The sequence below is a fragment of the Pedobacter sp. CG_S7 genome, from assembly GCF_040544395.1.
Lineage (GTDB): Bacteria > Bacteroidota > Bacteroidia > Sphingobacteriales > Sphingobacteriaceae > Pedobacter.
In genome coordinates this window covers 60,981-82,867 of sequence record NZ_JBEONS010000005.1, presented here as the reverse complement: position 1 = coordinate 82,867, position 21,887 = coordinate 60,981, and the positions used below count along the sequence as shown (strand labels likewise).

General features: G+C 35.9%; 22 protein-coding genes, 1 tRNA gene and 1 pseudogene. 11 read left to right on the top strand and 13 right to left on the bottom strand.

Going from position 1 to position 21,887, the window contains the following annotated elements:
* The first annotated feature begins 61 nt into the window (after window positions 1-61).
* Window positions 62-1,195, top strand: a complete 1,134-nt coding sequence (locus tag AAKU52_RS05010) for a LysM peptidoglycan-binding domain-containing protein (protein WP_354330892.1) — start codon at window positions 62-64, stop codon at window positions 1,193-1,195.
* Entirely contained in the window at window positions 1,185-1,829 is a 645-nt protein-coding gene (locus AAKU52_RS05005; protein ID WP_354330890.1) for a uridine kinase family protein, read from the top strand. The genes AAKU52_RS05010 and AAKU52_RS05005 overlap by 11 nt, the downstream gene beginning before the upstream one ends.
* Here AAKU52_RS05005 and AAKU52_RS05000 read toward each other — a convergent pair.
* The 4 genes from AAKU52_RS05000 to AAKU52_RS04985 are packed head-to-tail and all read right to left on the bottom strand — an operon-like array spanning window position 1,826 to window position 6,195.
* The gene (locus AAKU52_RS05000; protein ID WP_354330888.1) at window positions 1,826-2,485 is read right to left on the bottom strand and encodes a 3-oxoacid CoA-transferase subunit B; all 660 of its coding nucleotides are present in this window, start codon (window positions 2,483-2,485) and stop codon (window positions 1,826-1,828) included. The genes AAKU52_RS05005 and AAKU52_RS05000 overlap by 4 nt on opposite strands.
* A 5-nt stretch (window positions 2,486-2,490) precedes the next feature.
* Complete coding sequence (locus tag AAKU52_RS04995) at window positions 2,491-3,201, bottom strand: CoA transferase subunit A (protein WP_354330886.1); 711 nt, start codon at window positions 3,199-3,201, stop codon at window positions 2,491-2,493.
* Window positions 3,202-3,247: 46 nt separating this feature from the next.
* On the bottom strand, window positions 3,248-5,620 hold the full coding sequence (locus AAKU52_RS04990; RefSeq protein ID WP_354330884.1) for an endonuclease MutS2: 2,373 nt from the start codon (window positions 5,618-5,620) through the stop codon (window positions 3,248-3,250).
* Between the two features lie 2 nt (window positions 5,621-5,622).
* The gene (locus AAKU52_RS04985) at window positions 5,623-6,195 is read right to left on the bottom strand and encodes a DUF4296 domain-containing protein (protein WP_354330881.1); all 573 of its coding nucleotides are present in this window, start codon (window positions 6,193-6,195) and stop codon (window positions 5,623-5,625) included.
* 58 nt (window positions 6,196-6,253) lie between these two features.
* On the opposite strand from AAKU52_RS04985, the gene AAKU52_RS04980 reads away from it, so the two are divergent.
* From AAKU52_RS04980 to AAKU52_RS04965, 4 genes are all read left to right on the top strand, one after another.
* Window positions 6,254-6,943 (top strand): YggS family pyridoxal phosphate-dependent enzyme, encoded by a 690-nt coding sequence (locus AAKU52_RS04980; protein ID WP_354330879.1) that lies wholly within the window; start codon window positions 6,254-6,256, stop codon window positions 6,941-6,943.
* Complete coding sequence (locus AAKU52_RS04975; RefSeq protein ID WP_354330877.1) at window positions 6,940-7,407, top strand: GNAT family N-acetyltransferase; 468 nt, start codon at window positions 6,940-6,942, stop codon at window positions 7,405-7,407. Before AAKU52_RS04980 ends, AAKU52_RS04975 begins: the two co-directional genes overlap by 4 nt.
* A 162-nt stretch (window positions 7,408-7,569) precedes the next feature.
* Window positions 7,570-8,841: an aspartate kinase gene (locus AAKU52_RS04970; RefSeq protein WP_354330875.1), complete on the top strand. Its 1,272-nt coding sequence runs from the start codon at window positions 7,570-7,572 to the stop codon at window positions 8,839-8,841.
* Window positions 8,834-10,012, top strand: coding sequence for a class I SAM-dependent methyltransferase (locus AAKU52_RS04965; protein WP_354330873.1), 1,179 nt, complete (start codon window positions 8,834-8,836; stop codon window positions 10,010-10,012). Before AAKU52_RS04970 ends, AAKU52_RS04965 begins: the two co-directional genes overlap by 8 nt.
* Before the next feature lie 60 nt (window positions 10,013-10,072).
* On the opposite strand, the gene AAKU52_RS04960 is transcribed toward AAKU52_RS04965, so the two are convergent.
* The 4 genes from AAKU52_RS04960 to AAKU52_RS04945 all read right to left on the bottom strand — a co-directional run bounded on the left by AAKU52_RS04960 (window position 10,073) and on the right by AAKU52_RS04945 (window position 12,765).
* The gene (locus tag AAKU52_RS04960) at window positions 10,073-10,273 is read right to left on the bottom strand and encodes a cold-shock protein (protein ID WP_354330870.1); all 201 of its coding nucleotides are present in this window, start codon (window positions 10,271-10,273) and stop codon (window positions 10,073-10,075) included.
* Window positions 10,274-10,362: 89 nt separating this feature from the next.
* Window positions 10,363-10,998: a peroxiredoxin gene (locus AAKU52_RS04955; protein WP_354330868.1), complete on the bottom strand. Its 636-nt coding sequence runs from the start codon at window positions 10,996-10,998 to the stop codon at window positions 10,363-10,365.
* 101 nt (window positions 10,999-11,099) lie between these two features.
* Entirely contained in the window at window positions 11,100-12,191 is a 1,092-nt protein-coding gene (locus AAKU52_RS04950; RefSeq protein WP_354330866.1) for a S1C family serine protease, read from the bottom strand.
* 7 nt (window positions 12,192-12,198) lie between these two features.
* A complete protein-coding gene (locus tag AAKU52_RS04945) occupies window positions 12,199-12,765 on the bottom strand; it encodes an RNA polymerase sigma factor (RefSeq protein ID WP_354330864.1) in 567 nt (188 codons plus the stop codon).
* A gap of 206 nt (window positions 12,766-12,971) precedes the next feature.
* On the opposite strand from AAKU52_RS04945, the gene AAKU52_RS04940 reads away from it, so the two are divergent.
* The 3 genes from AAKU52_RS04940 to AAKU52_RS04930 all read left to right on the top strand — a co-directional run bounded on the left by AAKU52_RS04940 (window position 12,972) and on the right by AAKU52_RS04930 (window position 15,302).
* A complete protein-coding gene (locus tag AAKU52_RS04940) occupies window positions 12,972-13,190 on the top strand; it encodes a hypothetical protein (protein ID WP_354330862.1) in 219 nt (72 codons plus the stop codon).
* A 139-nt stretch (window positions 13,191-13,329) separates the two neighbouring features.
* Complete coding sequence (purB, locus tag AAKU52_RS04935) at window positions 13,330-14,676, top strand: adenylosuccinate lyase (RefSeq protein WP_354330860.1); 1,347 nt, start codon at window positions 13,330-13,332, stop codon at window positions 14,674-14,676.
* A gap of 77 nt (window positions 14,677-14,753) precedes the next feature.
* Window positions 14,754-15,302 (top strand): NifU family protein, encoded by a 549-nt coding sequence (locus AAKU52_RS04930; RefSeq protein ID WP_354330857.1) that lies wholly within the window; start codon window positions 14,754-14,756, stop codon window positions 15,300-15,302.
* 57 nt (window positions 15,303-15,359) lie between these two features.
* On the opposite strand, the gene AAKU52_RS04925 is transcribed toward AAKU52_RS04930, so the two are convergent.
* The 4 genes from AAKU52_RS04925 to AAKU52_RS04910 form a co-directional block, all read right to left on the bottom strand.
* The gene (locus AAKU52_RS04925; protein WP_502931015.1) at window positions 15,360-16,160 is read right to left on the bottom strand and encodes an inositol monophosphatase family protein; all 801 of its coding nucleotides are present in this window, start codon (window positions 16,158-16,160) and stop codon (window positions 15,360-15,362) included.
* Window positions 16,161-16,165: 5 nt separating this feature from the next.
* On the bottom strand, window positions 16,166-17,320 hold the full coding sequence (locus tag AAKU52_RS04920; protein ID WP_354330855.1) for a prolipoprotein diacylglyceryl transferase: 1,155 nt from the start codon (window positions 17,318-17,320) through the stop codon (window positions 16,166-16,168).
* 30 nt (window positions 17,321-17,350) lie between these two features.
* Window positions 17,351-18,670, bottom strand: a complete 1,320-nt coding sequence (gene mtaB / locus AAKU52_RS04915) for a tRNA (N(6)-L-threonylcarbamoyladenosine(37)-C(2))-methylthiotransferase MtaB (protein ID WP_354330853.1) — start codon at window positions 18,668-18,670, stop codon at window positions 17,351-17,353.
* Window positions 18,671-18,749: 79 nt separating this feature from the next.
* The gene (locus AAKU52_RS04910; protein ID WP_354330851.1) at window positions 18,750-19,313 is read right to left on the bottom strand and encodes a UbiX family flavin prenyltransferase; all 564 of its coding nucleotides are present in this window, start codon (window positions 19,311-19,313) and stop codon (window positions 18,750-18,752) included.
* 303 nt (window positions 19,314-19,616) lie between these two features.
* Between AAKU52_RS04910 and AAKU52_RS04905 the strand changes: the two genes are divergently transcribed.
* A tRNA-His gene (locus AAKU52_RS04905) sits at window positions 19,617-19,692 on the top strand.
* A 738-nt stretch (window positions 19,693-20,430) separates the two neighbouring features.
* Here AAKU52_RS04905 and AAKU52_RS17520 read toward each other — a convergent pair.
* Window positions 20,431-20,577 (bottom strand): annotated as a pseudogene (locus AAKU52_RS17520) (recombinase family protein); the annotation flags it as partial.
* A gap of 89 nt (window positions 20,578-20,666) precedes the next feature.
* On the opposite strand from AAKU52_RS17520, the gene AAKU52_RS04895 reads away from it, so the two are divergent.
* On the top strand, window positions 20,667-21,722 hold the full coding sequence (locus AAKU52_RS04895) for a hypothetical protein (RefSeq protein WP_354330849.1): 1,056 nt from the start codon (window positions 20,667-20,669) through the stop codon (window positions 21,720-21,722).
* The last annotated feature ends 165 nt before the right edge of the window (window positions 21,723-21,887 follow it).

Genomic DNA, 21,887 nt, shown 5'->3' with positions numbered 1-21,887 from the left:
TTCAGAATTTAAGCTTTTAAATTTTATTCGTAATATTGCCAAACTAAATGACAAATCATTAATGCAAAAATATTATATAGTTTTATTGTTTGCTATTTTCTATAACGTATCAGCCACCTCTGCAGCAAACAGCAGGGACTCTATTGGTGTAGAAAATTTAAACGGAAAGAAGTTAATTATACATAAAGTTGCACAGCATGACACCTACTATTCCATCAGCCGGAAATATAATGTCACGCCAAAGGAAATTATGCTTTTCAATGACAACAAGTTCCTGAATATAGGTACAATCATTAAAGTACCCACACAGCGTTCTTTTACCGAGATTATACCTCCTGCAAGAAACAATCAAATCCAGCAGCCTGCTATAACTAAAGAGAAAACCTTTACAGAACACGTTGTTCAGAAAAAAGAAAACTTAAACGCCCTGGCTAAAAAATATGGTACAACGGTTGAGGAGATCAAAAAGATCAACAATCTAAATTCTATAAACCTAAATATAGGCCAGCTGTTAAAAATGCCGGTTATAAAGAGTCCGGAAGCTATTAAAATGGATACCGCTGAAACTAAAACAGAGCAGCCTCTCCCTACTAAAAAAGCCGAGCCTATCTTTACAAAAAAAGTTCCTGTAACTCCTGTTGCAGATTTACCTTATGAAGATTTAATAGTGCACACCGTGGCATCTAATGAAACCATCTATTCCATTGCAACAACTTACAAAATGACAATGGACCAGCTGAAAGCCAAAAACAACCTTTCCAGTAATTCGTTGAGATTAGGACAAAAATTGCTAATTAAAGGTCAGTACGGACAAAAACCTCAAAACCCTTTTGATAATGACACTGATACGCTGACATCTATAAAAGATCCTTCCTTAAAATATGCCCCTAGCAAATATGGTTTAAACCAAATTGAAGAGAAAGGAACTGCTATCGCCATTATTGATCCGGAACTTGACCCTACAAAAATGCTGGTACTTCACCGAACTGCACCTATTGGAACCGTCATCAAAATTACTTACCCAATGAGTAACCGCTCTACTTTTGCAAAAGTAGTTGGGAAATTTACAGAGAATGAATCTACAAAAGATGTGATTATTGTAATGACTAAAGCGGTTGCCGATGCAGTGGGTGCCTTAGATAAAAGATTTTATTGCAATTTAACATACAGCGGACAAGAGAATAATGAACAATAAACCTTTTATTATCGGAATTGCAGGAGGCAGCGGTTCTGGTAAAACTTTCTTTTTAAATTGTTTTTTACATCATTTTAAAAATGATGAAGTTACTTTGGTATCTCAAGACGATTACTACATTCCTGCAGGAGAAATGACCCAGGAAGAAAATAAACATTATAATTTTGACCTCCCTTCTACAATTGACCACGAACAATTTTGCGTTGACATTAAGAATTTGTTAAAGGGTGATGTCGTTTATAAAAAAGAATACAATTTCAACAACCCGCTTGCGGTAGTTAAAATACTTGAAATCAAATCTGCACCAATTATTATTGTTGAAGGTTTATTCATCCTGCATTTCAAAGAAATTTTAGCCTTATTAGACTATAAGATTTTTATTGAAGCAGAAGACACTGTCGCTTTAAACCGCCGCGTAAGAAGAGATGGTATGGAACGCGGCTATCCTGAGGAAGATGTATTATTTAAATGGCACAATCATGTGGTACCTTCGTATAATGAGTTTCTTTTACCATATAAAGATGATTGTAACCAGATCATTTTAAATAACCTTGATACCCCTGACCATATTATTTCTATAACGGAAAAGATTGCTCAAGATTTAAAAATACAATATTGTAAAGAAAGGGCCTAATTCAGGTCCATTTCGGGGGTGTTTTCGGTAGCAATTAACCGGCCTAAAGTAGCCTCTTTGATATAAGCTACACTCACACCCGGAGCTCTTTCAATTAAATGGAATCCACCTTGGGGTATTATTTCCAATACGGCGAGTTCTGTAACTACTTTCCTGATGCAATTTACACCCGTTAATGGTAAGTTACATTTAGGCAGTAATTTACTTTCGCCAGCTTTGTTTATGTGCTGCATAGCAACAATAATGTTCTTTGCAGAAGCCACTAAATCCATAGCACCCCCCATGCCTTTAACCATTTTACCCGGTATCTTCCAATTGGCAATATCACCATGCTCAGATACTTCCATAGCCCCTAAAATGGTAAGGTCTATTTTCTGGCTTCTGATCATGCCAAAACTCATTGCAGAATCAAATATAGAAGAGCCCGGTAAGGTGGTGATGGTTTGCTTACCTGCATTGATCAGATCCGCATCTTCTTCTCCTTCAAAAGGAAATGGACCCATTCCCAACAATCCGTTTTCAGATTGCAACACCACATTAATGCCCTCAGGTATGTAATTTGCAACTAAAGTTGGTATCCCTATTCCCAAATTAACATAATAACCATCTTTTATTTCTTTAGCGATCCGTCTCGCAATTCCATGTTTATCTAGCATAATGATTAATTCTTTGGTTCTTTGGTCCTGACAGTAAGTTGTTCGATTCTTTTTTCGTAATGTGAACCCTGAAAAACACGATGAACATAAATACCAGGGGTGTGAATTTGGTCAGGATCAAGCTCTCCGGCCTCCACTAATAGCTCTACTTCAGCTATCGTTATTTTGCCAGCCATAGCCATCACCGGATTAAAGTTTCTACTTGTAGACCTGTAAATAAGGTTTCCTGCGGTATCACCTTTCCAAGCCTTTACGATGGCGAAATCTGCATCAAATGCATATTCCATCAGGTAATCTTTGCCGTTAAAATTCCTAACTTCCTTTCCTTCAGCAACTTCTGTACCTACACCGGCAGGTGTAAAAATGGCTGGCATACCATAACCCGCGGCCATGCACCTTGTTGCTAAAGTTCCTTGTGGAATAAGCTCTACTTCAAGCTCACCACTTAACAGCTGTCTTTCGAATTCTGCATTCTCGCCTACATAGGAGGAAATCATTTTCTTTACCTGGTGTTGCTGTAACAACAAACCTATTCCAAAGTTATCAACGCCTGCATTATTAGAAATGCAGGTTAAGCTCATTACCTTTTTTTTAACAAGGGCGGCTATACAATTTTCAGGGATCCCGCATAAGCCAAATCCACCAAGTAGGAGCGTTTGGCCGTCTGCTATGTCATGAATAGCCTCATCGACTCCAGAAACAACTTTATTGATCATATATTTGGTTTGTTTGCTAAAGTATAAAAACTTGTTGTAAAACCCCTTACTTTAAATATACATAAGTTATACCATCTCCACCACGGTCCGGATGCTCATCTTCAACGCCGGTTACCTGGCTGTATTTTTTTAAATACTCCCTAATTAACTTTCTTAAAATCCCATCCCCTTTACCGTGGATCAATTTAATGAAAGGAAAACCAAGCATCACCGACCTGTCTAGGTACTTTTCTACCTCCTGCAAAGCATCTTCACCACGGCGACCTCTTAGATCAAGTTCCGCATTAAAAGAACTTATGGCTTCAGAAATACTTCCTGAATAGGAATTATATTGTATTGCTTTTTTAGCTTGCGTATTGCTGATCTTTTGAACCCTATTTTTCTTCAATACCGACCTGAGTTCTCCCAATGCCACGACTAAATTATCACGGTTAATTTCTAACACCTGCCCGGTGGTCTCGCTGTTGTTTAACTTTACCCAATCGCCTACTTGTATAGGCGTATGCAGTGGTACTGCTACTTCGGGTTTCTTTTCTTCTTTAACCTGGTTTTGCACTAATACTTTTTGCAGGTTTTGCCGTAATTGTTTGGTTGCTACCTTATCTGCCTGATTTTCTTTAATCTCGGCAATGGTGTTCTCCACTAATTTATTGGCGTTTTTAATAATTGCCTGGGCTTCTAATTTAGCTTCCTTTATCAGGGTTTTCCTATTTTCTTCTAAATATAACTTTAACTTTTCATTCTCTGCAACAAGGTTTTTAACTTTATTCTGCTGGGTAGAGAGGTAAATTTTTGTATCGTAGATTTGTTTTTTCTCTCTTTCTAAATCCACAAGCAAACTGTCGATCCGGTTTTGATTGGTACCTGTTTTTTCTCTGGCCAGCTTTAATACTTCAGGTTGCAAACCAATATTCTGCGCAATTTCAAAAGCATAAGAGCTACCAGGTTTACCTATTTCCAAAACATATAAAGGCTTCATCTTATCATTATCAAATAACATGGATGCATTTTCAAGCCCTGGGGTGTTTCCTGCAAAGAGTTTCAGATTTGAATAATGGGTTGTAATTACACCTCTTGTCTTTTTATTGTTTAAGACTTCAAGAACGGCCTCCGCCATTGGCCCACCGAATTGAGGATCGGTACCTGTACCAAATTCATCAATTAACACTAATGTTTTCGGACTTGCATGGGCCACAAAATACCGCATCTTGGTGAGGTGTGCGCTATAAGTACTCAAATCACTTTCTATAGATTGATCGTCGCCGATATCAGCAAAGATCTGATCAAAAACACCTACCTCGCTTGATTCATGAACGGGTATCAATAATCCAGATTGTACCATCAGTTGTAAAAGGCCAACGGTTTTCATGCAAACAGACTTACCTCCAGCATTTGGTCCGGAGACAAGCAAAACCCTTAAAGTCTCATGGATCTGCATATTTAAAGGCACTACGGTTTTCTTATCTTCTTTAAAAGACAATAACAATAAGGGGTGCCTGGCGTTTACTAATTTAATTCTGGCTTCTTTGACCAGCACAGGCATATCTGCCTCCACTTCAATTGCAAAGAGTGCTTTTGCCCTAACGAAATCTAGCTTGGTTAAAAAACCATGATAAGACAAAATCAAAGGCGTAAATGGCCTTAACTCCGTGGTTAAAGCAATTAATATCTTAATGATCTCCCGGCGCTTATCAAATTCGAGATCGCGCAATTTATTATTTAAGGTAAATACCTCTTCAGGTTCCATATATACTGTTTGCCCACTTGCAGACTCATCATGAATGAAACCTTTCAGTTTACGTTTATTTTCAGCGAGTATAGGTATACAAATCCTGCCATCACGGATGGTTAAACTGCCGTCGGCCACCCAATTATTACTAACCGCCTGTTTATAAATGCTGTCCATTCTTCTTCTTACTTCTTGCTCGGCTTTTGCAATATCGGCAATCAGCTGCTGCAATGCATTAGAAGCATTTGGCTTGATCTTCCCTTTAGGATCAAGCACCATTTCTATCTTTTTAAGGATGTTTTTTTCAACAGGTAAGTGTTCAAAAAGCGCTTCCAAATTAGGATAAACTTCTTTCCTTTCATCAAAAAAACGAATAACAGAAAATACCGTTTGTAAGGAAGTGTACATTTGAAAAAGCTCATCCTCTACTAAATAGCTTCCTTCAACTCTGATCTTGTCGGCCAGAAATTTGATATCAAAAAAAGTATTAATTTGTAAAGGCTCCTGATTTTCGAGGATATTCTTAAATTCTTTGGTTTGTCTTAAAAATTTATCGATTTGGTCATATTTCTTCATGACCTGCATTTTACTGACCATTTGCTGGCCCATAGGACTTAGGCAATTTTTATAAATAAGCGCCTTAACTTCGTTGAAACCCAGTCGTTCCAAGCAATTCTCCGGATATAACATGATTATTTCAGGATTGGTTTATTGTTAACATCTTTTAATTCTCTCGCTTTTTTTATTCTTATTTTCTTCAATGCAGCCTTTTTTACTTTAGCTATGCTATCTTTCTTTTTTATAGCTACGCTATCCTTAAGTCCAGCTTTTTTTAAATTTATCTTTTTTAAAGAATCGGCACTCAAAGAATCAAGCTTTTTCTTTTTATCAGTGGCCAACTTAAGCTTTAGCTCCTGGGCCTTCTCTGCCTTATCTTTTGTTTTCTTTAATTTCGCCTGTATAGTTTCATATAGCTGTGCCATAATTTCAGGATTTTCATAATAAAAATCCATGCTTTTAGTGTAGGCTGCAGAATCTATTCCAAACTTTTTGTAAATCCCATAATAGTAGGAAGAAGCAACTCTTTTCGCTGAATCTTGATTAGACATTGTGTTCGTGTAGGCATCTGCTAAATGGATATCATACAAGATATCACCCATTTTGTTGGGCTGGATAATATCATCAGCAATGGGAGATTTACAACCGTATATTGTTAGAAATAGGAATCCTAAAAATAAAATCTTCTTCATTAATTTTTTAAACATTGTTAATTCATTGCGCAAATTGCAGCAAGGTTGTTATTTTTACCAAAAATACTGATAAATGAGCATAGCAGATAACTTATTGAAATATAAAAAGGAATTAGAAGACAGCTCAGCTAAGCTAGTTGCAGTTTCGAAATTCCATGAAGCCTCCGAAATAATGGAAGCTTATAACATCGGACAGCGTGTGTTTGGTGAAAATATAGTACAGGAATTGGTGGATAAACAAGCAGAGTTACCTAAGGACATAGAATGGCATTTAATTGGTCACCTGCAAACAAATAAAGTCAAATACATTGCACCTTTTATAGCCCTAATTGAATCTGTAGACAGCGAAAAGCTTTTAACAGAGATCAATAAGCAAGCGGCTAAAAACAATCGTGTTATTGATTGCCTGCTTCAGGTATATATTGCTGATGAGGAAACGAAATTCGGTCTTAGTTTTGATGAAGTTATAGAGTTATTGAGGTCAGATAACTTTCAGAATTTTAAAAACATAAGAATCGTTGGTTTAATGGGTATTGCAACGAATACGGAGTCCGAAAAACAAATACGTGATGAATTTCAGGAACTAAAGGTGCTGTTTGAAGGTATTAAATTAAGTTATTTTAGAAACGAGCCCTCTTTTAAAGAACTGTCCATGGGGATGTCTGCTGATTATAAATTAGCTGTCGAAGAAGGTAGTACTATGGTTAGAATAGGTAGCAATATTTTTGGAAAAAGAGTAATTAAACATTTTAAAGCAGAATGAAAGTAAACATACGCATTGCAAAGGAAAAAGATTGTCCGGCTTTATTAGCATTAATTCATGAACTGGCATTATACGAAAAGGCCCCTGAAGAAGTTACCGTTAAGCTGGAAGAGTTTTTAGCTGCGGGTTTTGGGAAAGAACCTGTATGGAAAGCTTTTGTAGCAGAAATAGCTGGTGAAATTGTTGGATTTGCTTTATATTATGTAAGGTACTCCACCTGGAAAGGTTGCCGCCTTTATTTAGAAGACTTTATTGTAACCGAAGAATTTAGAGGTAAGGGTGTTGGAAAACTGCTTTTTGAAACATTAATTCAGGAGGCTAAAGACAAAGGGTTTAATGGAATGAGCTGGCAAGTGCTGGATTGGAATGAACCTGCTATTCATTTTTACAATAAATATCAGGCTTCTTTTGAAGATGGATGGCTAAATGCTTCCTTTTCAAAAGAACAATTAAGTAATAAATAAAAGCTTACAGAATAGCTTTTGATACTTAACAGCACCATAGAAAACATAAAATAAGCATGAAAATAATAGCCCTAATTTTATTAATTTCGAGTATTGTATTTCCATTTACAGCTATAAAAGAGTTGATCATTGCCAATCCGGCACTACCCGAAATTAAATAATATGGAAGTATACAAATTTGGTGGCGCATCTGTATGTGATGCCAAATCCATTCAAAACATGGCTGCGCTCATTAATAATACAGCTTCAGAAAATTTACTAGTCGTAATTTCTGCTATTGGAAATATTACCAATCAGCTTGAATTACTTTGCCAGTATTATATCTCTAATGATAGCCGTGCAACACCTTTATTGGAAGAAATCAAAAACTTTCATTTTAACATAGTGAAGGATCTTTTTCAGGACCCTCATCATCCGTTATATGATGAAATAGCGAATGTATTTGTAGAGATAGAATGGCTGCTGGAAGAAGAAGCTAGTGATGCACCAGATTATTTATATGACCAAATCGTTTCTATTGGCGAAGTAGCCTCCACAAAATTAGTTACAGCCTATTTGAAATCCATAGGCTGTAATGTTGCCTGGACAGATGCTAGAAATTACATTAAAACAGATAACACCTATCAGGAAGCTAAGGTAGATTGGCTTAAAACAGAGGCCGAAATCCAAAAACAATTGATCCCGCTGTTACAAAAATGTATTGTGGTTACACAAGGTTTTATTGGTGGAACAAGTGAAAACTTCACTACCACACTTGGTAGAGATGGTTCAGATTATTCAGCAGCCATCTTCAGCGCCTGTTTGAACGCAAAGGCACTAACGATTTGGAAAGATGTGCCGGGAGTATTAAATGCAGATCCAAAATGGTTTGAAGAGACGGAAAGAATTCCTCAACTCTCCTATCACGATGCTATTGAGTTAGCCTATTATGGTGCTACAGTAATACATCCAAAAACCATTAAACCCCTGCAAAACAAAAATATACCATTGTACGTGCGCTCTTTTAAAGATCCTACTCATTTAGGAACGATAATAACTGCACTCGAAACACCTTTACCTGTACCATCCTTTATTTTTAAGGTAAACCAGGTTTTAATTTCTATCTTCCCAAAAGACTATTCTTTCATCATTGAAGAAAACCTGAGTGGTATTTTTAGTCTTTTCCACAAACACAAAGTAAAAATAAATACCATGCTGAACGCTGCATTAAGTTTCTCAGTAAGCGTTGACCAGCATGAAGTAAAAGTTCAGGCACTCATCAAGGATTTATCTTTTTTTTATAAAGTGAAATACAACATAGGCCTGGAACTGGTTACAATCAGGTATTATAACCAACAAACGATTGACAGGGTAACCATAAAAAAACAAATCTTACTGGAACTAAAAAGCCGTCATACTTGTCAAATTTTAATGAAAGACACAACTATTGAATAAGTTTATATTAGATACAGCAGTTCAGCAATACATCAACACTCATTTAAATGCTGATGTAAATCAAATTGCTCTAGCCAAAAGTCCGTTTACCATGGTCTCTTCTAAAGAACTTTCTATTCAGATTAAAGCTAAGAAAAAAGCAGAGAAAAAACTTCCTACATGGTTTAATGCGGGTTCTATTTATTACCCTGAGCCTTTATCTATTGAGCAATGTTCTTCTGAAACGACAGCGGCATATAAAGCTAGCCTCTTTAATGGTGGAAAGCTGATTGACCTCACAGGTGGTTTTGGTGTCGACAGTTATTACTTCGCCAAAAAAGCAAGTTCGGTATTACATTGCGAAATTAATCAGGAATTAGCTCAAATTGCTGCCCATAATGTGGAAGCACTCCAAGTCGCGAATATCACATTTTTAGCTGGTGATGGCTTAGCCTATTTAAAAACTGCTGATAAAACATACGACACGATTTATATCGACCCGGCCAGACGGAGCAATGTAGGCAAAGTCTTTATGTTAAAAGATTGCACACCAAATGTTGTAGAAAACCTGGACTTACTTTTGAATAAGGCTTCAAAAGTAATTGTTAAAACATCACCTTTACTTGACATTACTGCAGGCTTAAAAGAGCTGAACCATGTAACCGAAGTTCATATTGTAAGTACAAAAAATGAATGTAAGGAATTGCTATTTGTGATGGAAAAAACCGAAATAATAAAACCGGTTAAAATAACTAGCGTCACTATAAATGATAACATCAAACAATTCTCCTTTTTCAATGGAGAAAAGACGCAAGGAATTTTAGCAGAAAATTTATTGGATTATATTTACGAGCCTGATGTTGCTTTACTTAAAAGTGGTGGTTTTTCGTTAATTGGAGAAAGGTATGAATTAAAAAAACTGCAGGAACAAACACAATTATATACATCCAATGAATATAAGCCAGATTTTCCAGGAAGAATCTTCAAAGTAAATGAAGTTATAAGTGCGGCAGATCTAAAGAAAATCAAAAACTTAAGCGGGAATGTTCTGGTAAGAAATTACCCAGAGCAGGCAGAAATTCTTGCGAGGAAATACAAAATAAAAGCAGGAAAAAACGAGTTTTATATTTTCACACAGATGAAAGCTTCTCGATTGCTGATTATTAAAGCGACTATCCTACAGCATTACTAAGTAAAGGCTTTAAATACAAAACGCCCTTTCATCCTGAAAGAGCGTTTTGTTCTGGTTCAATTAATTGTACTTTTTGACCCTGACTGCCTGAAAGCCTTTTTGCCCTTCAGCAATATCAAACTCTACAGCGTCATTTTCCTTCAAGCTGTCAATACCACCTTGAACGTCTTTAAAATGCACAAAAATGTCTTTGTTGTTTTCATAAACAATAAATCCATAACCTTTTTCAGAATTAAACCATTTTACTTTTCCGGTATTCATAATTTTTAGTCTTAAATAAATAATAATTTTTGTTTTGGCACCTTAAATTATCACTAAATAACAACTAAAACAAAAATATTAGAAAATATTTATTTATTAGGTTGAGGGGTAGTTCTTAAGTAAGGTTTAATGACCTTATGTCCCTTAGGAAAGCGCGCAGGGATGTCCTCAGTTTTAATACTGTTCGCAATAATAACATCATCTCCTTGCTGCCAATCTGCTGGCGTGGCCACACTATAGTCAGCCGTTAATTGTAAAGAATCAATTACCCTTAAAACCTCATTAAAGTTTCTGCCTGTTGAAGCTGGATAAGTGAGCATTAATTTCACTTTTTTATCAGGGGATATGATGAATAAAGAACGCACAGTAAGGGTTTCTGAAGCGTTTGGATGTATCATATCATACATATTTGCAATCTTTTTATCCTCATCTGCAATAATTGGAAAATCAACTGTTGTGTTTTGAGTTTCATTAATGTCATGTATCCAGCCGCGGTGAGATTCAGCAGAATCAACACTTAATGCCAATACTTTAACATTTCTTTTTTCAAATTCACCTTTCAGTGCTGCCGTACGACCAAGCTCTGTAGTGCACACCGGCGTATAATCGGCAGGATGAGAAAATAAAACGCCCCAGCTATCGCCCAGGAATTCGTAAAAATCAATTTTTCCAATAGATGTTTCTGCCTGAAAATTGGGAGCAGTATCCCCTATTCTTAAACTCATAATATATCGTTTTAAATGAAAATTATTTCAAGGCTAATTTATAAAAAGAAAACCCCAGAAACAACCAAATGCTCCTGGGGTTTTATCATAATAACGTATTTTTAATTATATACTTTGATCATAAATACATAGTCTTGAATAATTTCAAGTTGTTTGGTACGAGTTAAACCTTGTAACGGACTCCTTTTTAAGTAAGCCACTTTTTTACCCAGAGAATCTTGAGGAATAGCACTCAATGCCTCTAATATATATTTTGATTTCACGGCAAAAGCAGCCCCATCAATTTGATATTCTTTAGCACTGATTACACCAATCAAATTACCATTATTATCTAATAATGGTCCACCACTATTACCTGGATTGACAGGAATAGAAACCTGGTAAGCTGTAGTATCACCGGCATGTCCTGTTTTAGAGCTTACGTAACCTTCGCCCAAAACAGCATCATCTTTAGGGAAACCAAGCGTAAATACGTTCTCACCTATTCCCATATTTTTTTTATTCAATTTGTAAGGTAAAGATGAGAGTGTGGAAAAGTTTTTATCTACAATTTTTAAGATTGCAAGATCATATTGCGAATCCTGATAAACTACTTTAGCTTTAAACGAGTCTCCTTTGGCATTTTGCACGTATATAGAATCAGCACCATTAACAACATGGAGGTTGGTACATAAATACCCACTAGAAGTAAGTGCAAACCCGGTTCCACCAAATTTAGCTGGGTTTACGGGTACTTTTTCTATTTTACTGTTATTAATATTTCTGATGAGTTTGTTTTGCGAATTTTTAATTTTCACTAGCTCTCTGCTCATCAATTCATAACCACCATTTTGTTTGGTATTATATTGAATTGAATAAACTGAAACCATTGTTAATAACATAAATGAGGCAGCCACAGCCAATGCAGCCTTATTGTTTCGCCATAAATTAACAATATAAGATGGATGCGGTTTTAATTTATCAGACAAACGTTGTACATCGATAGTGCTATGAATAGCATTCATTTTATCCTTGAGAGATAAAGTGTCTGCATATTCTTTCATTGTACCCAGAAAAAATTGATGTGTAACAACATTATGGTCTACTTTGGGATCAGTTGCACGCAACTCTTCAAATGCCTTCATTTCCACTTCAGAAAGTTGGCCATTTAAATAAGCTTCAATATAAGCCTCAAGTTCTATTTCGTTTCTCATTTTTTATTTAAGCTTGAAAAAACAATTTCTTTAATCTTTGCAAACATTTATATTTCTGCGTTTTCGCATTATCCGTGTTAGTATATCCAAATTTTTCAGATATATCTTGCATAGATAAACTATGAATATAAAAGTCCTGAATAATAGTTTTACATGGCTCACCCAAGAGAAGAAGTGCTTCCTGCATTTTATCAAATTGCAAATCTTTCTCTTTGTGCATTTCCATATCAGTTTCCACGGCTTCTATGTCTTCAAAATCTGCAACATTCGTTGCTTTCTTACTTTCCTTAGAAAGTTTTTTTAGCCATATACGCCTACAAACAGAATATATATATGTTTTAAGCTTACTACTTAATTCAAACTCACCGCTTTTTATTTTATTATATAAAACAATAATTGCTTCTTGATAGACATCCTTTGCATCTTCTTCATCGCCATTATTATTCAAAATAAATTGTAATATCATTGGGTAATACCCAACGTACAACTTATTAAGCGCCTCATCCGAGTTATTTAGAATTCCTAAAACTACTTCTCTATCTGTTGGAAGTGAACTGCTTAACTTATTACTCACCAATTAATACTTTTATATGTGAATGGTAACCCAATTTTAAATAAAAAAATTACTTTTGTGCCTTTAACTTTAAAACCTAAGATAAATAAAGTCTGACTTAAAGCTTGAAAAAAGTATTTTTATTTATTTTTCAAAGTTAGGGTTACCTTTTAAAATTACGGGTATTAAGAAGTGAAATTAATTAATTATTTAAAACGGAAATTAGAATGAAAAACTTATTTAAATTTGGCTTTATAGCTTTAGCATTATCTTTATCAGTAGCAGCATGTAACTCAGAAAAAACTACTGACGGATCTGATACTTCAATGACTGATTCTTCAACTATCGTAACTGATACTACTGCTATCGATACTACAGTTCAAGATTCAACTGTTAAAGATACTACAGTTGCAGTTGAAACTACTAAAACTGAAGTTAAAAACTAGTCAAAAGTTTACTTTTATTAAAAAGGCTTTGAGTATACCTCAAAGCCTTTTTTTATGTCTATACCAGCCATTTTAGCCTTCAGATTCCCTGAAATCCCTAATTTATGCTACCTTTACTATGTAAAAAATATCCCCTTACATGAACTTATCCCCACTTCAAGCTATATCTCCTGTCGATGGTCGTTATAGAAATACGACACAGGCATTAGCCAGCTACTTCTCTGAATATGGTCTTATCAAATATAGAGTCTTCGTTGAAATTGAATATTTTATAGCCCTTTGTGAATTAAATCTACCAGCGCTATCAGCATTTGACAAAAGTAATTACAACACGTTGCGTCACATTTATCAAAAATTTAATGAAGCAGATGCACAGGAAATCAAAGACACTGAAAAAATCACCAATCACGATGTTAAGGCAGTAGAATATTTTATCAAGAAAAAATTCGACGAACTAAATTTTCAGCCTTTTAAAGAGTTTATTCATTTTGGCTTAACCTCACAAGACATCAACAATACCGCCATTCCATACACCTTCAAGTTGGCATTGAACGATGTTTATTTACCACTCATTTCAGAATTAATTAGCAAGCTAAATAGTTTAGCTCAAGAATGGAAAGACATTCCTTTATTGGCACATACGCACGGGCAACCTGCTTCACCTACTAAACTAGGTAAAGAGTTTCTGGTATTTGCTGAGCGATTGAACATTCAATTAAACAACCTTAAGGCTATACCTAACAGCGCCAAATTTGGTGGTGCTACTGGAAACTTCAATGCCCATCACATTGCTTATCCAAAAATAAACTGGGTAGCATTCTCTAATCAATTCGTCAATAATACCCTTGGTTTAAGCCGTGCTCAACACACCACACAAATTGAACATTATGATCAGTTTGCTGCTCAATGTGATGCTTTAAAAAGAATAAACAATATCATTATTGACCTCGACAGAGACATTTGGGCTTACATCTCTAAAAATTATTTCAAACAAAGAATAAAAGAAGGTGAAGTTGGCTCTTCAGCAATGCCACATAAAGTAAATCCAATTGATTTTGAAAATGCCGAAGGAAATGCCGGAATTGCAAATGCCTTATTTGAATTCTTTGCTGCAAAACTACCGATCTCCCGACTGCAGCGCGACCTCACAGATTCAACGGTATTAAGGAATGTTGGTGTACCAATGGCACATACAGTAATATCGATTTCCTCAACATTAAAAGGATTAAATAAAATCATCCTTAATAAGGAAGCCATTGCCGCAGATTTAGAAAACAATTGGGCGGTAGTAGCAGAAGCAATACAAACGGTTTTACGAAGAGAGGCCTACCCAAATCCTTATGAAGCGTTAAAAGACTTAACACGTACCAACCAAAAAATAACTGCACAAACGATGTCAGTTTTTATAGAAGGGTTAAATATCAGTACAGAATTAAAAGAAGAGCTCAAACAAATCACTCCCTATACCTATACAGGCGTGTTTTAATAGATAATGACCTTTAAAAGACAAGCTAAGTTCAAATAGCAGCAGTAGATTAATTATTTTTGTAGAAAAAAAAGACAATGACTATCAACGTATATACAGAACCAACGCCAAATCCTGCTACAATGAAGTTTATGGTCAATAAATTATTGATCAATGGAAGCGAAGATTTTGCAACAAAAGAAAGTGCTGAACACTCTCCATTTGCAAAAGAATTGTTCAAATTCAATTTTGTTAATGGGGTATTTTTCGCAAGCAATTTCGTTACGGTAACCAAAACTGAAGATGTAGAGTGGCCAGATATTGAACCTATACTTAAAGAATTTGTTAAAGGTGCTGTAGAATCTGAATACAAAATTAAAGAAGAAACTTCAGAAGTATTAAGTTTTGAAGGAACTGAAATTGAGATTAAAATACAACAGATTTTGAATGATTATGTTAGACCCGCTGTTGAACAAGATGGTGGAGCAATTAGCTATAAGTCATTTAACGAAGGTATCGTTACCGTAGAGCTAAGAGGCTCTTGCAGTGGCTGTCCTTCTTCTACCATCACTTTAAAATCAGGTATTCAAAACCTGTTGCAAAGAATGGTACCAGAAGTTAAAGAAGTTGTTTCAGAAGCGCTTTAAAAGAAATTATATATAAAAAAAAGAGGTTCCACATCGGAGCCTCTTTTTTTTTGATTCTTATGGATTAAAGTGCTTGTCCATTACCTCAAAAAGTTCGTCATCAATGAGCGCATTGGTCGCTAATATTTCCCTGGTTTCTAAAAACTCTTGTCCGCCTTTAAAATTTAACACGCGACCACCCGCCTGTTGCACCAGGTAAGCACCGGCAGCAACATCCCATGAATTTAAGTTATATTCAAAAAAAGCATCAAATCTTCCACAGGCAACATAAGCTAAATCGACAGCTGCAGAACCAATACGTCTTACTCCATGACATTTACGCATCATTTCGCTTAAAACCTCCATGTATTGCACTTGTTTTTGAAATTCATAATATGGAAAACCTGTGCCTAGCAAACAATCCTCCAGCTTATTTCTTTTAGAAACACTAATGATCTTATGATTAAGGAAAGCATTCCCCCCTTTATAGGTATAAAACATTTCACCTCTATTAATTTCATAAATAACAGCCAATACAGGAGCGCCATCCTCGTACAAAGCAATACTGATGGAATAAGTTGGAACGCCATGAATAAAGTTGGTTGTACCATCTAAAGGATCAATGATCCAATTGAATACCGCCCCTTTACTGTTAACAGTTTCTTCTTCAGTTGTAAACCCAGCATCAGGAATTAGTTCAGCTAAATTTGCCACCAAGTGTTCTTCAGCAGTCTTATCAACATAAGAGACCAGATCATTTAGCCCTTTGAACTCGATGTTTTTAGCATCAAAATTCATCGACTCTTTTCTTATGAAATTACCAACTAGGCGAGTAACCGCAATTACCTTGGTACATAACAATTCGTAATCCAATATCATAAAATTTAATTGGCAGCGTTTTTCACTTTGTTTTTCAGGGAGAAAACCACCATTGCCAAACCAGTTATAAATAATATTAAGGAAATCAATTCAGCTTGTGTAAAAGAAATACCGGCAACTGTATATTTAGAATTCACCCTAATCAACTCTATAAAAAATCTTTCCAATCCATTTAACATTAAATAGATACCAAACATCATTCCTGGAAGTTTAATGCGGTGACGTATTTGCCACAAGATCAGGAATAGCACAAAACAGATGAGCGCTTCATAAATTGGAGTTGGATAAACAGGTAAAGGCAATTCATTACAAAACTTACCAACACAGCCTGGAATAGGATTACCATCCATGGCCACATTGTTTGGATAAGTATAAGACCATAACCAATCTGGCATCCAGCTAATAGGTTTAGGGTTCAAATTAACAATACCCCAATCGCCATCACCAGACATCTGACAACCAATTCTACCCACACTATAAGCAAGCATCATACCTGGCCCACCAACATCAAGCATATGTAAAGGCTTTATTCCATTTTTTCTAGCGATATAGATCACTGCGGCACCACCACAAATTAATCCACCATAAAAAGTTAAACCACTAAAGGACAATAAACCTCCAATCGGATCCTGCACAAAGGTGTCCCAATGTTCGAGGTTATCGAATATTTTAGCACCCAAAAAGCCCCAAACAGCAGCCCAGACAATTAAATTGCCCATCAATTGGTAAGGATGTTCTGTTACTTGTACTGTTTTAGGTTTAGCAAGTTGATGTGCCCCCTTCTCTTTATAATCCCAATAAGCAAATAAGCCGGCAAAAAACAAACCACCTAAAATATTTCCTTTAGTAGAAAGCAGAACAGTTTGTGCGTCACTTACAAAAAGCTGGTAATTAATTAAGGCATAAACGAGTTTATAGCCAATTAGAAACCCAAAAATTCCATTATAGATCAATTCAGCAGTAGTAGCTGGCTTGCCAATGACCATGGTTTTCTTTATCGGGTGAAGAATACCGAGTGCTTCTTTGCGCTGCAATTCTTTTGTAAAAGCCCAATACCCGGCCACAAAAGCCATTGCTACAAATACACCAAAAGTATTAAACGGTAAGGGAATCTGAACACCAAAGAGATATTCTATAAAATGAGATACAGTAGGAAACATACGTATAAAAAGTTTTATGCGAATATAGTATTAATGCGCTAAAACTTGGCTGCATTCCGTAACTTCTACCTCACCATCGGCAGTAATAGCGACTAGATTTACAGATTTGATTTCATTCACCATAACAGGGTCATATTTAGCCCTCACTTTAACATAGTTTTTAGTAAAACCATGCATAAAGCCACATTTTTGATCATCCTCAAAAAGAACTTCACCAACGGTACCTAACTGAGACTGATAGAAAGCCCTTCTTTTTTTGTCGGACAAGATATGCAGCATTTTATTTCGATCGGCACGCGTACTGCCGGCCACAACACCTTCCATTTCTGCAGCTGCAGTTTGTTCTCTTTCAGAATAGGTAAAAACATGGAGGTAAGAAATATCAAGTTCATTTAAAAACTGGTAAGTTTCTAAGAAATCTTCATGTGTTTCGCCGGGGAAACCAACAATAACATCTACACCAATGCAACAATTAGGAATTAACGCTTTAATTGTTGCAACACGTTCGGTGTAAAGCTCGCGTTGGTAACGTCTGCGCATCAGACTCAATATTTTATTAGAACCAGATTGTAAAGGAATATGAAAATGTGGTACAAATCTTTTTGAAGAAGCAACGAAACTAATAATTTCATTACTCAATAAATTAGGCTCAATAGAAGAAATTCTAATCCTTTCAATACCCTCTACTTCATCAAGCGCTTTAACAAGATCAAAAAACTTATCTTCACGCTGTCCGTTTCTGATGCCAAAATCACCTAAATTAACTCCGGTAAGCACAATTTCCTTTACGCCACTTGCTGCAATTTGTTTTGCACGGTTTACAACATTTCCAATACTATCACTTCTGCTGCCACCACGGGCTAGAGGAATAGTACAATAAGTACAAGGATAATCACAACCATCCTGAACTTTTAAAAACGTCCGGGTTCTGTCGCCAATAGAATAAGCAGCAATGAAATTATGGTTTACTTTTTCAATACTTTGTTGGTGTACAATTGCTTTAGGATTTTTAGTAAGGTCGGTAATAAACTCAACGATCCTGAATTTTTCTGCAGCACCCAATACCATGTCCACACCTTCAATTTCTGCAATTTCTGTAGGTTTCAATTGTGCATAGCAGCCTACAATAGTTACATAAGCATTTGGAGCATATTTTAATGCTTCTTTAACAACCTTTCTGCATTTTTTATCAGCATGATCCGTTACCGAACAGGTATTGATTACATAAACATCGGCGCCAGCAGTAAAATCAACTACAGCATAGCCCGCATCGGTAAATAAACGACCAATTGTTGAAGTTTCAGAGAAATTCAACTTACAACCTAATGTATAAAAAGCAACTTTTTTCATATTTAAAGTCAGCAAAGATACTTATTTCACTGGCTTATCACTTTGCAAACAATAAGCAGTTTGTAAACTTTATATAAATTTACTCGTTCCAGCGAAAACTATCATGTTCCAGGCCTGCTAAATCAATAACCCTACTCACTACTGTTTGCGCAACTTCTTCGATTGTTTTAGGAAGATGGTAAAAAGAAGGATTTGCAGGACAAATGATGCCGCCAGCTTCAGTAACTGTTTTCATATTATTGAGGTGGATTAAACTGAAAGGGGTATCGCGAACCACGGCAATCAACTTTCTACGTTCTTTTAGAATTACATCCGCAGCACGGGAAATTAAATCATTTGAAATACCATGAGCAATTCTACCCACGGTACCCATAGAACAAGGGATAATGATCATGGTATCATATTTCGCAGATCCAGAAGCAAAGGGTGCATTGAAGTCCATTTTCTGATAAAAATCTACAGGATAATTATCATAAAGTTCATTTCCGAGTTCAAAACGCCATACTTCTTTGGCATTATCAGACATGACAACACCTACCCTCTCTATTTGATCTGATAATAACTGTAAATTATCTAATAAGAGTTTCGCATAAATTGAACCGCTGGCACCGGTAATTGCAATAATAATTTTCTTTTTGTGCATTGTGGGTTAAAGATACAACCTTTAAATAAAAAAGGGCCGAATACAAGTATTCGACCCTTACATCTACCTATGAAAAACATATACCCTTAAGGGTAAGTTCAAATATAACAATCTTTTCATTATAATAAAAGTATATTTTCCGTTATTTAAGGAATAATTTTCTTAAAAGAAATATAGTATATATTAAAGTCTTTAAAAACTAATCTGCCTGAATGCTAATTAATTACTGAATATTTTAGAGGTATTTGAAAAATAATTTGAAAAATCACTTAAAGTTAGTACTTTTGTCAAACTGAAATAAACGGTGGTTTTAGCTCAGTTGGTTAGAGCATCGGTTTGTGGTACCGAGGGTCGTGGGTTCGAGCCCCATATTCCACCCATTATGGGGCAAAGAGTTTTTAAGAACTTTTTGCCTCTTTTTTTTAGCCTGTAATTCTTTGTTTTTCAGGTAGATGAGCTCGACCGCTTCGTTCATCTTTGTGGTTCGACATCCCCCCTCAGAATAGGTCAATTTTTCAGGATATAACATCCCTACTAGGTATCTTTTGCCCTCTAAGCCCGCATTTTCATAAAATTTGTCCAATTGCCGTAAGCCCTCTATCGCTTGTTGTGCTATTGGTTTGATGTCTAAAATCACTGCATTTTCTGCGGTCAGGTGATTTAACTGTGCTTCCAGTCGATTGATTTTTTCATTGCATTGATCTTTAATAAGCCTGAAATCTGAAGAATCAATATCATTATTCAGCATCAATTCCCTGGCGTTCTCCATTCTTTTGGTTTGCTGGTTGATTTCAGTGATTAGCTCTTTTCGGTCATCCCGCAGTCCCTTGGTCTGGTTGTTATAAGAATCTGTAACTGTCTGAACGAATAATTCAGGGTAACCATTTCTGGGGATGAACTGCATAAGTTCATCTAAAAACGCGGCATTTACTTCTTCAGCCCTGAACCTGACCCCGCAAACTGAACGGCAATGATAATACACCCTGTAAGTCGTACGTCCTTTAGAAGCACTCCCTGTTAACATCCTTGGGCACTTTGGGCATTTTAAGAAATTCCTTAACGGCAAATCCTTTGGCGTGGCTATGGGCAAACCATATTCTTTTTTGCGGCCGTCTAATATATCCTGAATTTTGTAGAACTGAGCTTCGGAAATCAAAGGTTCATGAAGCCCATCAACTAAACGTGCAGATTCGTCCTTAAAAGCCGGAACCCTAATTTTGCCACAATACATAGGATTTCTGATCGCATGATAAAAATTGTTCATTTGGTGGCTGGTCGCCTTTTGATGAAACTGACATCAAGAATATAAATACAGCTTTATCATAACTTAAATCACAGTATCAATTTTTTCCAATGAATAACCGCGAAAAAAAGCAGAAGATTTTTGATCTTTTCTCCCAGAATCTTGAATGGGTCAAGGAACATCCAGATGTTAATTTCGTTCCTGATTTTTCAAACGGATATATATGCCCGCTTTGTTTTGACCCCTTTTTCACAAATGATCTTATACATACTGCTAGTAACCCGCTGACCCTGGAGGATGTCCCACCTGTTTCAATGGGTGGCAAGCCCCTCACTTTAACCTGCAAATCCTGTAATTCTAAAAGTGGCCACGAACTAGATGTACATCTTTTGAATTTTCTGCTAAAAGAAGATTCTAAATCATTTCTTCCCGGTTCAAGTAGTAGGGCGAGCTTCGAAATTGAAGGAAAAAAGGTTAATGGATCATTTACAATGGATAAAGACGGTACTGCAATATTGTCGATTGAGCCGAAAATTTCGAATCCCATAGACTCTAAATTTTTCCTTGATAAAATGTCTTGGAAAATGCCTCGAACGTACAATCCTCTATTTAGCTCTGACGAAGCATTAACTGAATGGTCAAGCCCTACTTTCACATTAGATTTTACAAGAAATTCTAATAAACGCAGGGCTGAAGTCGCCTTGTTAAGAATTGCGTATTTGATGGCTTATGCCAATTTAGGCAATGGTTTTCTTATCAATGGTGGGTTATATAGAGTACGGGAACAAATCTTAAATCCAGACAAAAATGTACTTGGGAATGTTTTTTGGATCAATTATCATTTCCCCAAGGCTCTTGAAGGAATAAATATCATAAGTCAGCCTAAAGAACTCCAGAGTTTTCTTGTAGTTTTCAATCTAAAAACGAAAAGTATTAGCAGACAATTTGCGGTCGTTTTACCAGGGCCATCTAAACCCTCAATAGACGTTTATAAATATATAGAAGAACACCTTTGTGTCGGCGATGGAAGCAAATCTGTTAATTTTATGGTCGGGCATATTCGTCAACTAGACTATTTGAAAACTAAAGAATATGCCTATGCCAGTCATATGTTTTGGCAAGAGTATACACACCCTGATTACAAACCAAATTTAAAGCCTAAATAAAATAGATAAAATGATTCAAAGGTTGACTTGGATGGAGGTAGCCGAGCCATATTTTGTTAAAATCTATCTTCTTCATTATTGGTGTATTAATGCATTAAAGGCATGCAACTTACTCAATAGAAAAATAGGAGGAAAAATTATGTATTCAAATGCCTCGCCCCACTA

Excerpts from the sequence above, each read along its gene's own strand:
- AAKU52_RS05005 (WP_354330890.1), top strand. The coding sequence starts at position 1,185 with ATGAACAATAAACCTTTTATTATCGGAATTGCAGGAGGCAGCGGTTCT.
- purB (WP_354330860.1), top strand. The coding sequence starts at position 13,330 with ATGAACTTATCCCCACTTCAAGCTATATCTCCTGTCGATGGTCGTTAT.
- AAKU52_RS04970 (WP_354330875.1), top strand. The coding sequence starts at position 7,570 with ATGGAAGTATACAAATTTGGTGGCGCATCTGTATGTGATGCCAAATCC.
- AAKU52_RS04990 (WP_354330884.1), bottom strand. The coding sequence starts at position 5,620 with ATGTTATATCCGGAGAATTGCTTGGAACGACTGGGTTTCAACGAAGTT.
- AAKU52_RS05010 (WP_354330892.1), top strand. The coding sequence starts at position 62 with ATGCAAAAATATTATATAGTTTTATTGTTTGCTATTTTCTATAACGTA.
- AAKU52_RS04925 (WP_502931015.1), bottom strand. The coding sequence starts at position 16,160 with ATGATATTGGATTACGAATTGTTATGTACCAAGGTAATTGCGGTTACT.
- AAKU52_RS04985 (WP_354330881.1), bottom strand. The coding sequence starts at position 6,195 with ATGTTTAAAAAATTAATGAAGAAGATTTTATTTTTAGGATTCCTATTT.
- mtaB (WP_354330853.1), bottom strand. The coding sequence starts at position 18,670 with ATGAAAAAAGTTGCTTTTTATACATTAGGTTGTAAGTTGAATTTCTCT.
- AAKU52_RS04975 (WP_354330877.1), top strand. The coding sequence starts at position 6,940 with ATGAAAGTAAACATACGCATTGCAAAGGAAAAAGATTGTCCGGCTTTA.
- AAKU52_RS04895 (WP_354330849.1), top strand. The coding sequence starts at position 20,667 with ATGAATAACCGCGAAAAAAAGCAGAAGATTTTTGATCTTTTCTCCCAG.
- AAKU52_RS04980 (WP_354330879.1), top strand. The coding sequence starts at position 6,254 with ATGAGCATAGCAGATAACTTATTGAAATATAAAAAGGAATTAGAAGAC.
- AAKU52_RS04910 (WP_354330851.1), bottom strand. The coding sequence starts at position 19,313 with ATGCACAAAAAGAAAATTATTATTGCAATTACCGGTGCCAGCGGTTCA.
- AAKU52_RS04995 (WP_354330886.1), bottom strand. The coding sequence starts at position 3,201 with ATGATCAATAAAGTTGTTTCTGGAGTCGATGAGGCTATTCATGACATA.
- AAKU52_RS04950 (WP_354330866.1), bottom strand. The coding sequence starts at position 12,191 with ATGAGAAACGAAATAGAACTTGAGGCTTATATTGAAGCTTATTTAAAT.
- AAKU52_RS04960 (WP_354330870.1), bottom strand. The coding sequence starts at position 10,273 with ATGAATACCGGAAAAGTAAAATGGTTTAATTCTGAAAAAGGTTATGGA.
- AAKU52_RS05000 (WP_354330888.1), bottom strand. The coding sequence starts at position 2,485 with ATGCTAGATAAACATGGAATTGCGAGACGGATCGCTAAAGAAATAAAA.
- AAKU52_RS04930 (WP_354330857.1), top strand. The coding sequence starts at position 14,754 with ATGACTATCAACGTATATACAGAACCAACGCCAAATCCTGCTACAATG.
- AAKU52_RS04920 (WP_354330855.1), bottom strand. The coding sequence starts at position 17,320 with ATGTTTCCTACTGTATCTCATTTTATAGAATATCTCTTTGGTGTTCAG.
- AAKU52_RS04940 (WP_354330862.1), top strand. The coding sequence starts at position 12,972 with ATGAAAAACTTATTTAAATTTGGCTTTATAGCTTTAGCATTATCTTTA.
- AAKU52_RS04955 (WP_354330868.1), bottom strand. The coding sequence starts at position 10,998 with ATGAGTTTAAGAATAGGGGATACTGCTCCCAATTTTCAGGCAGAAACA.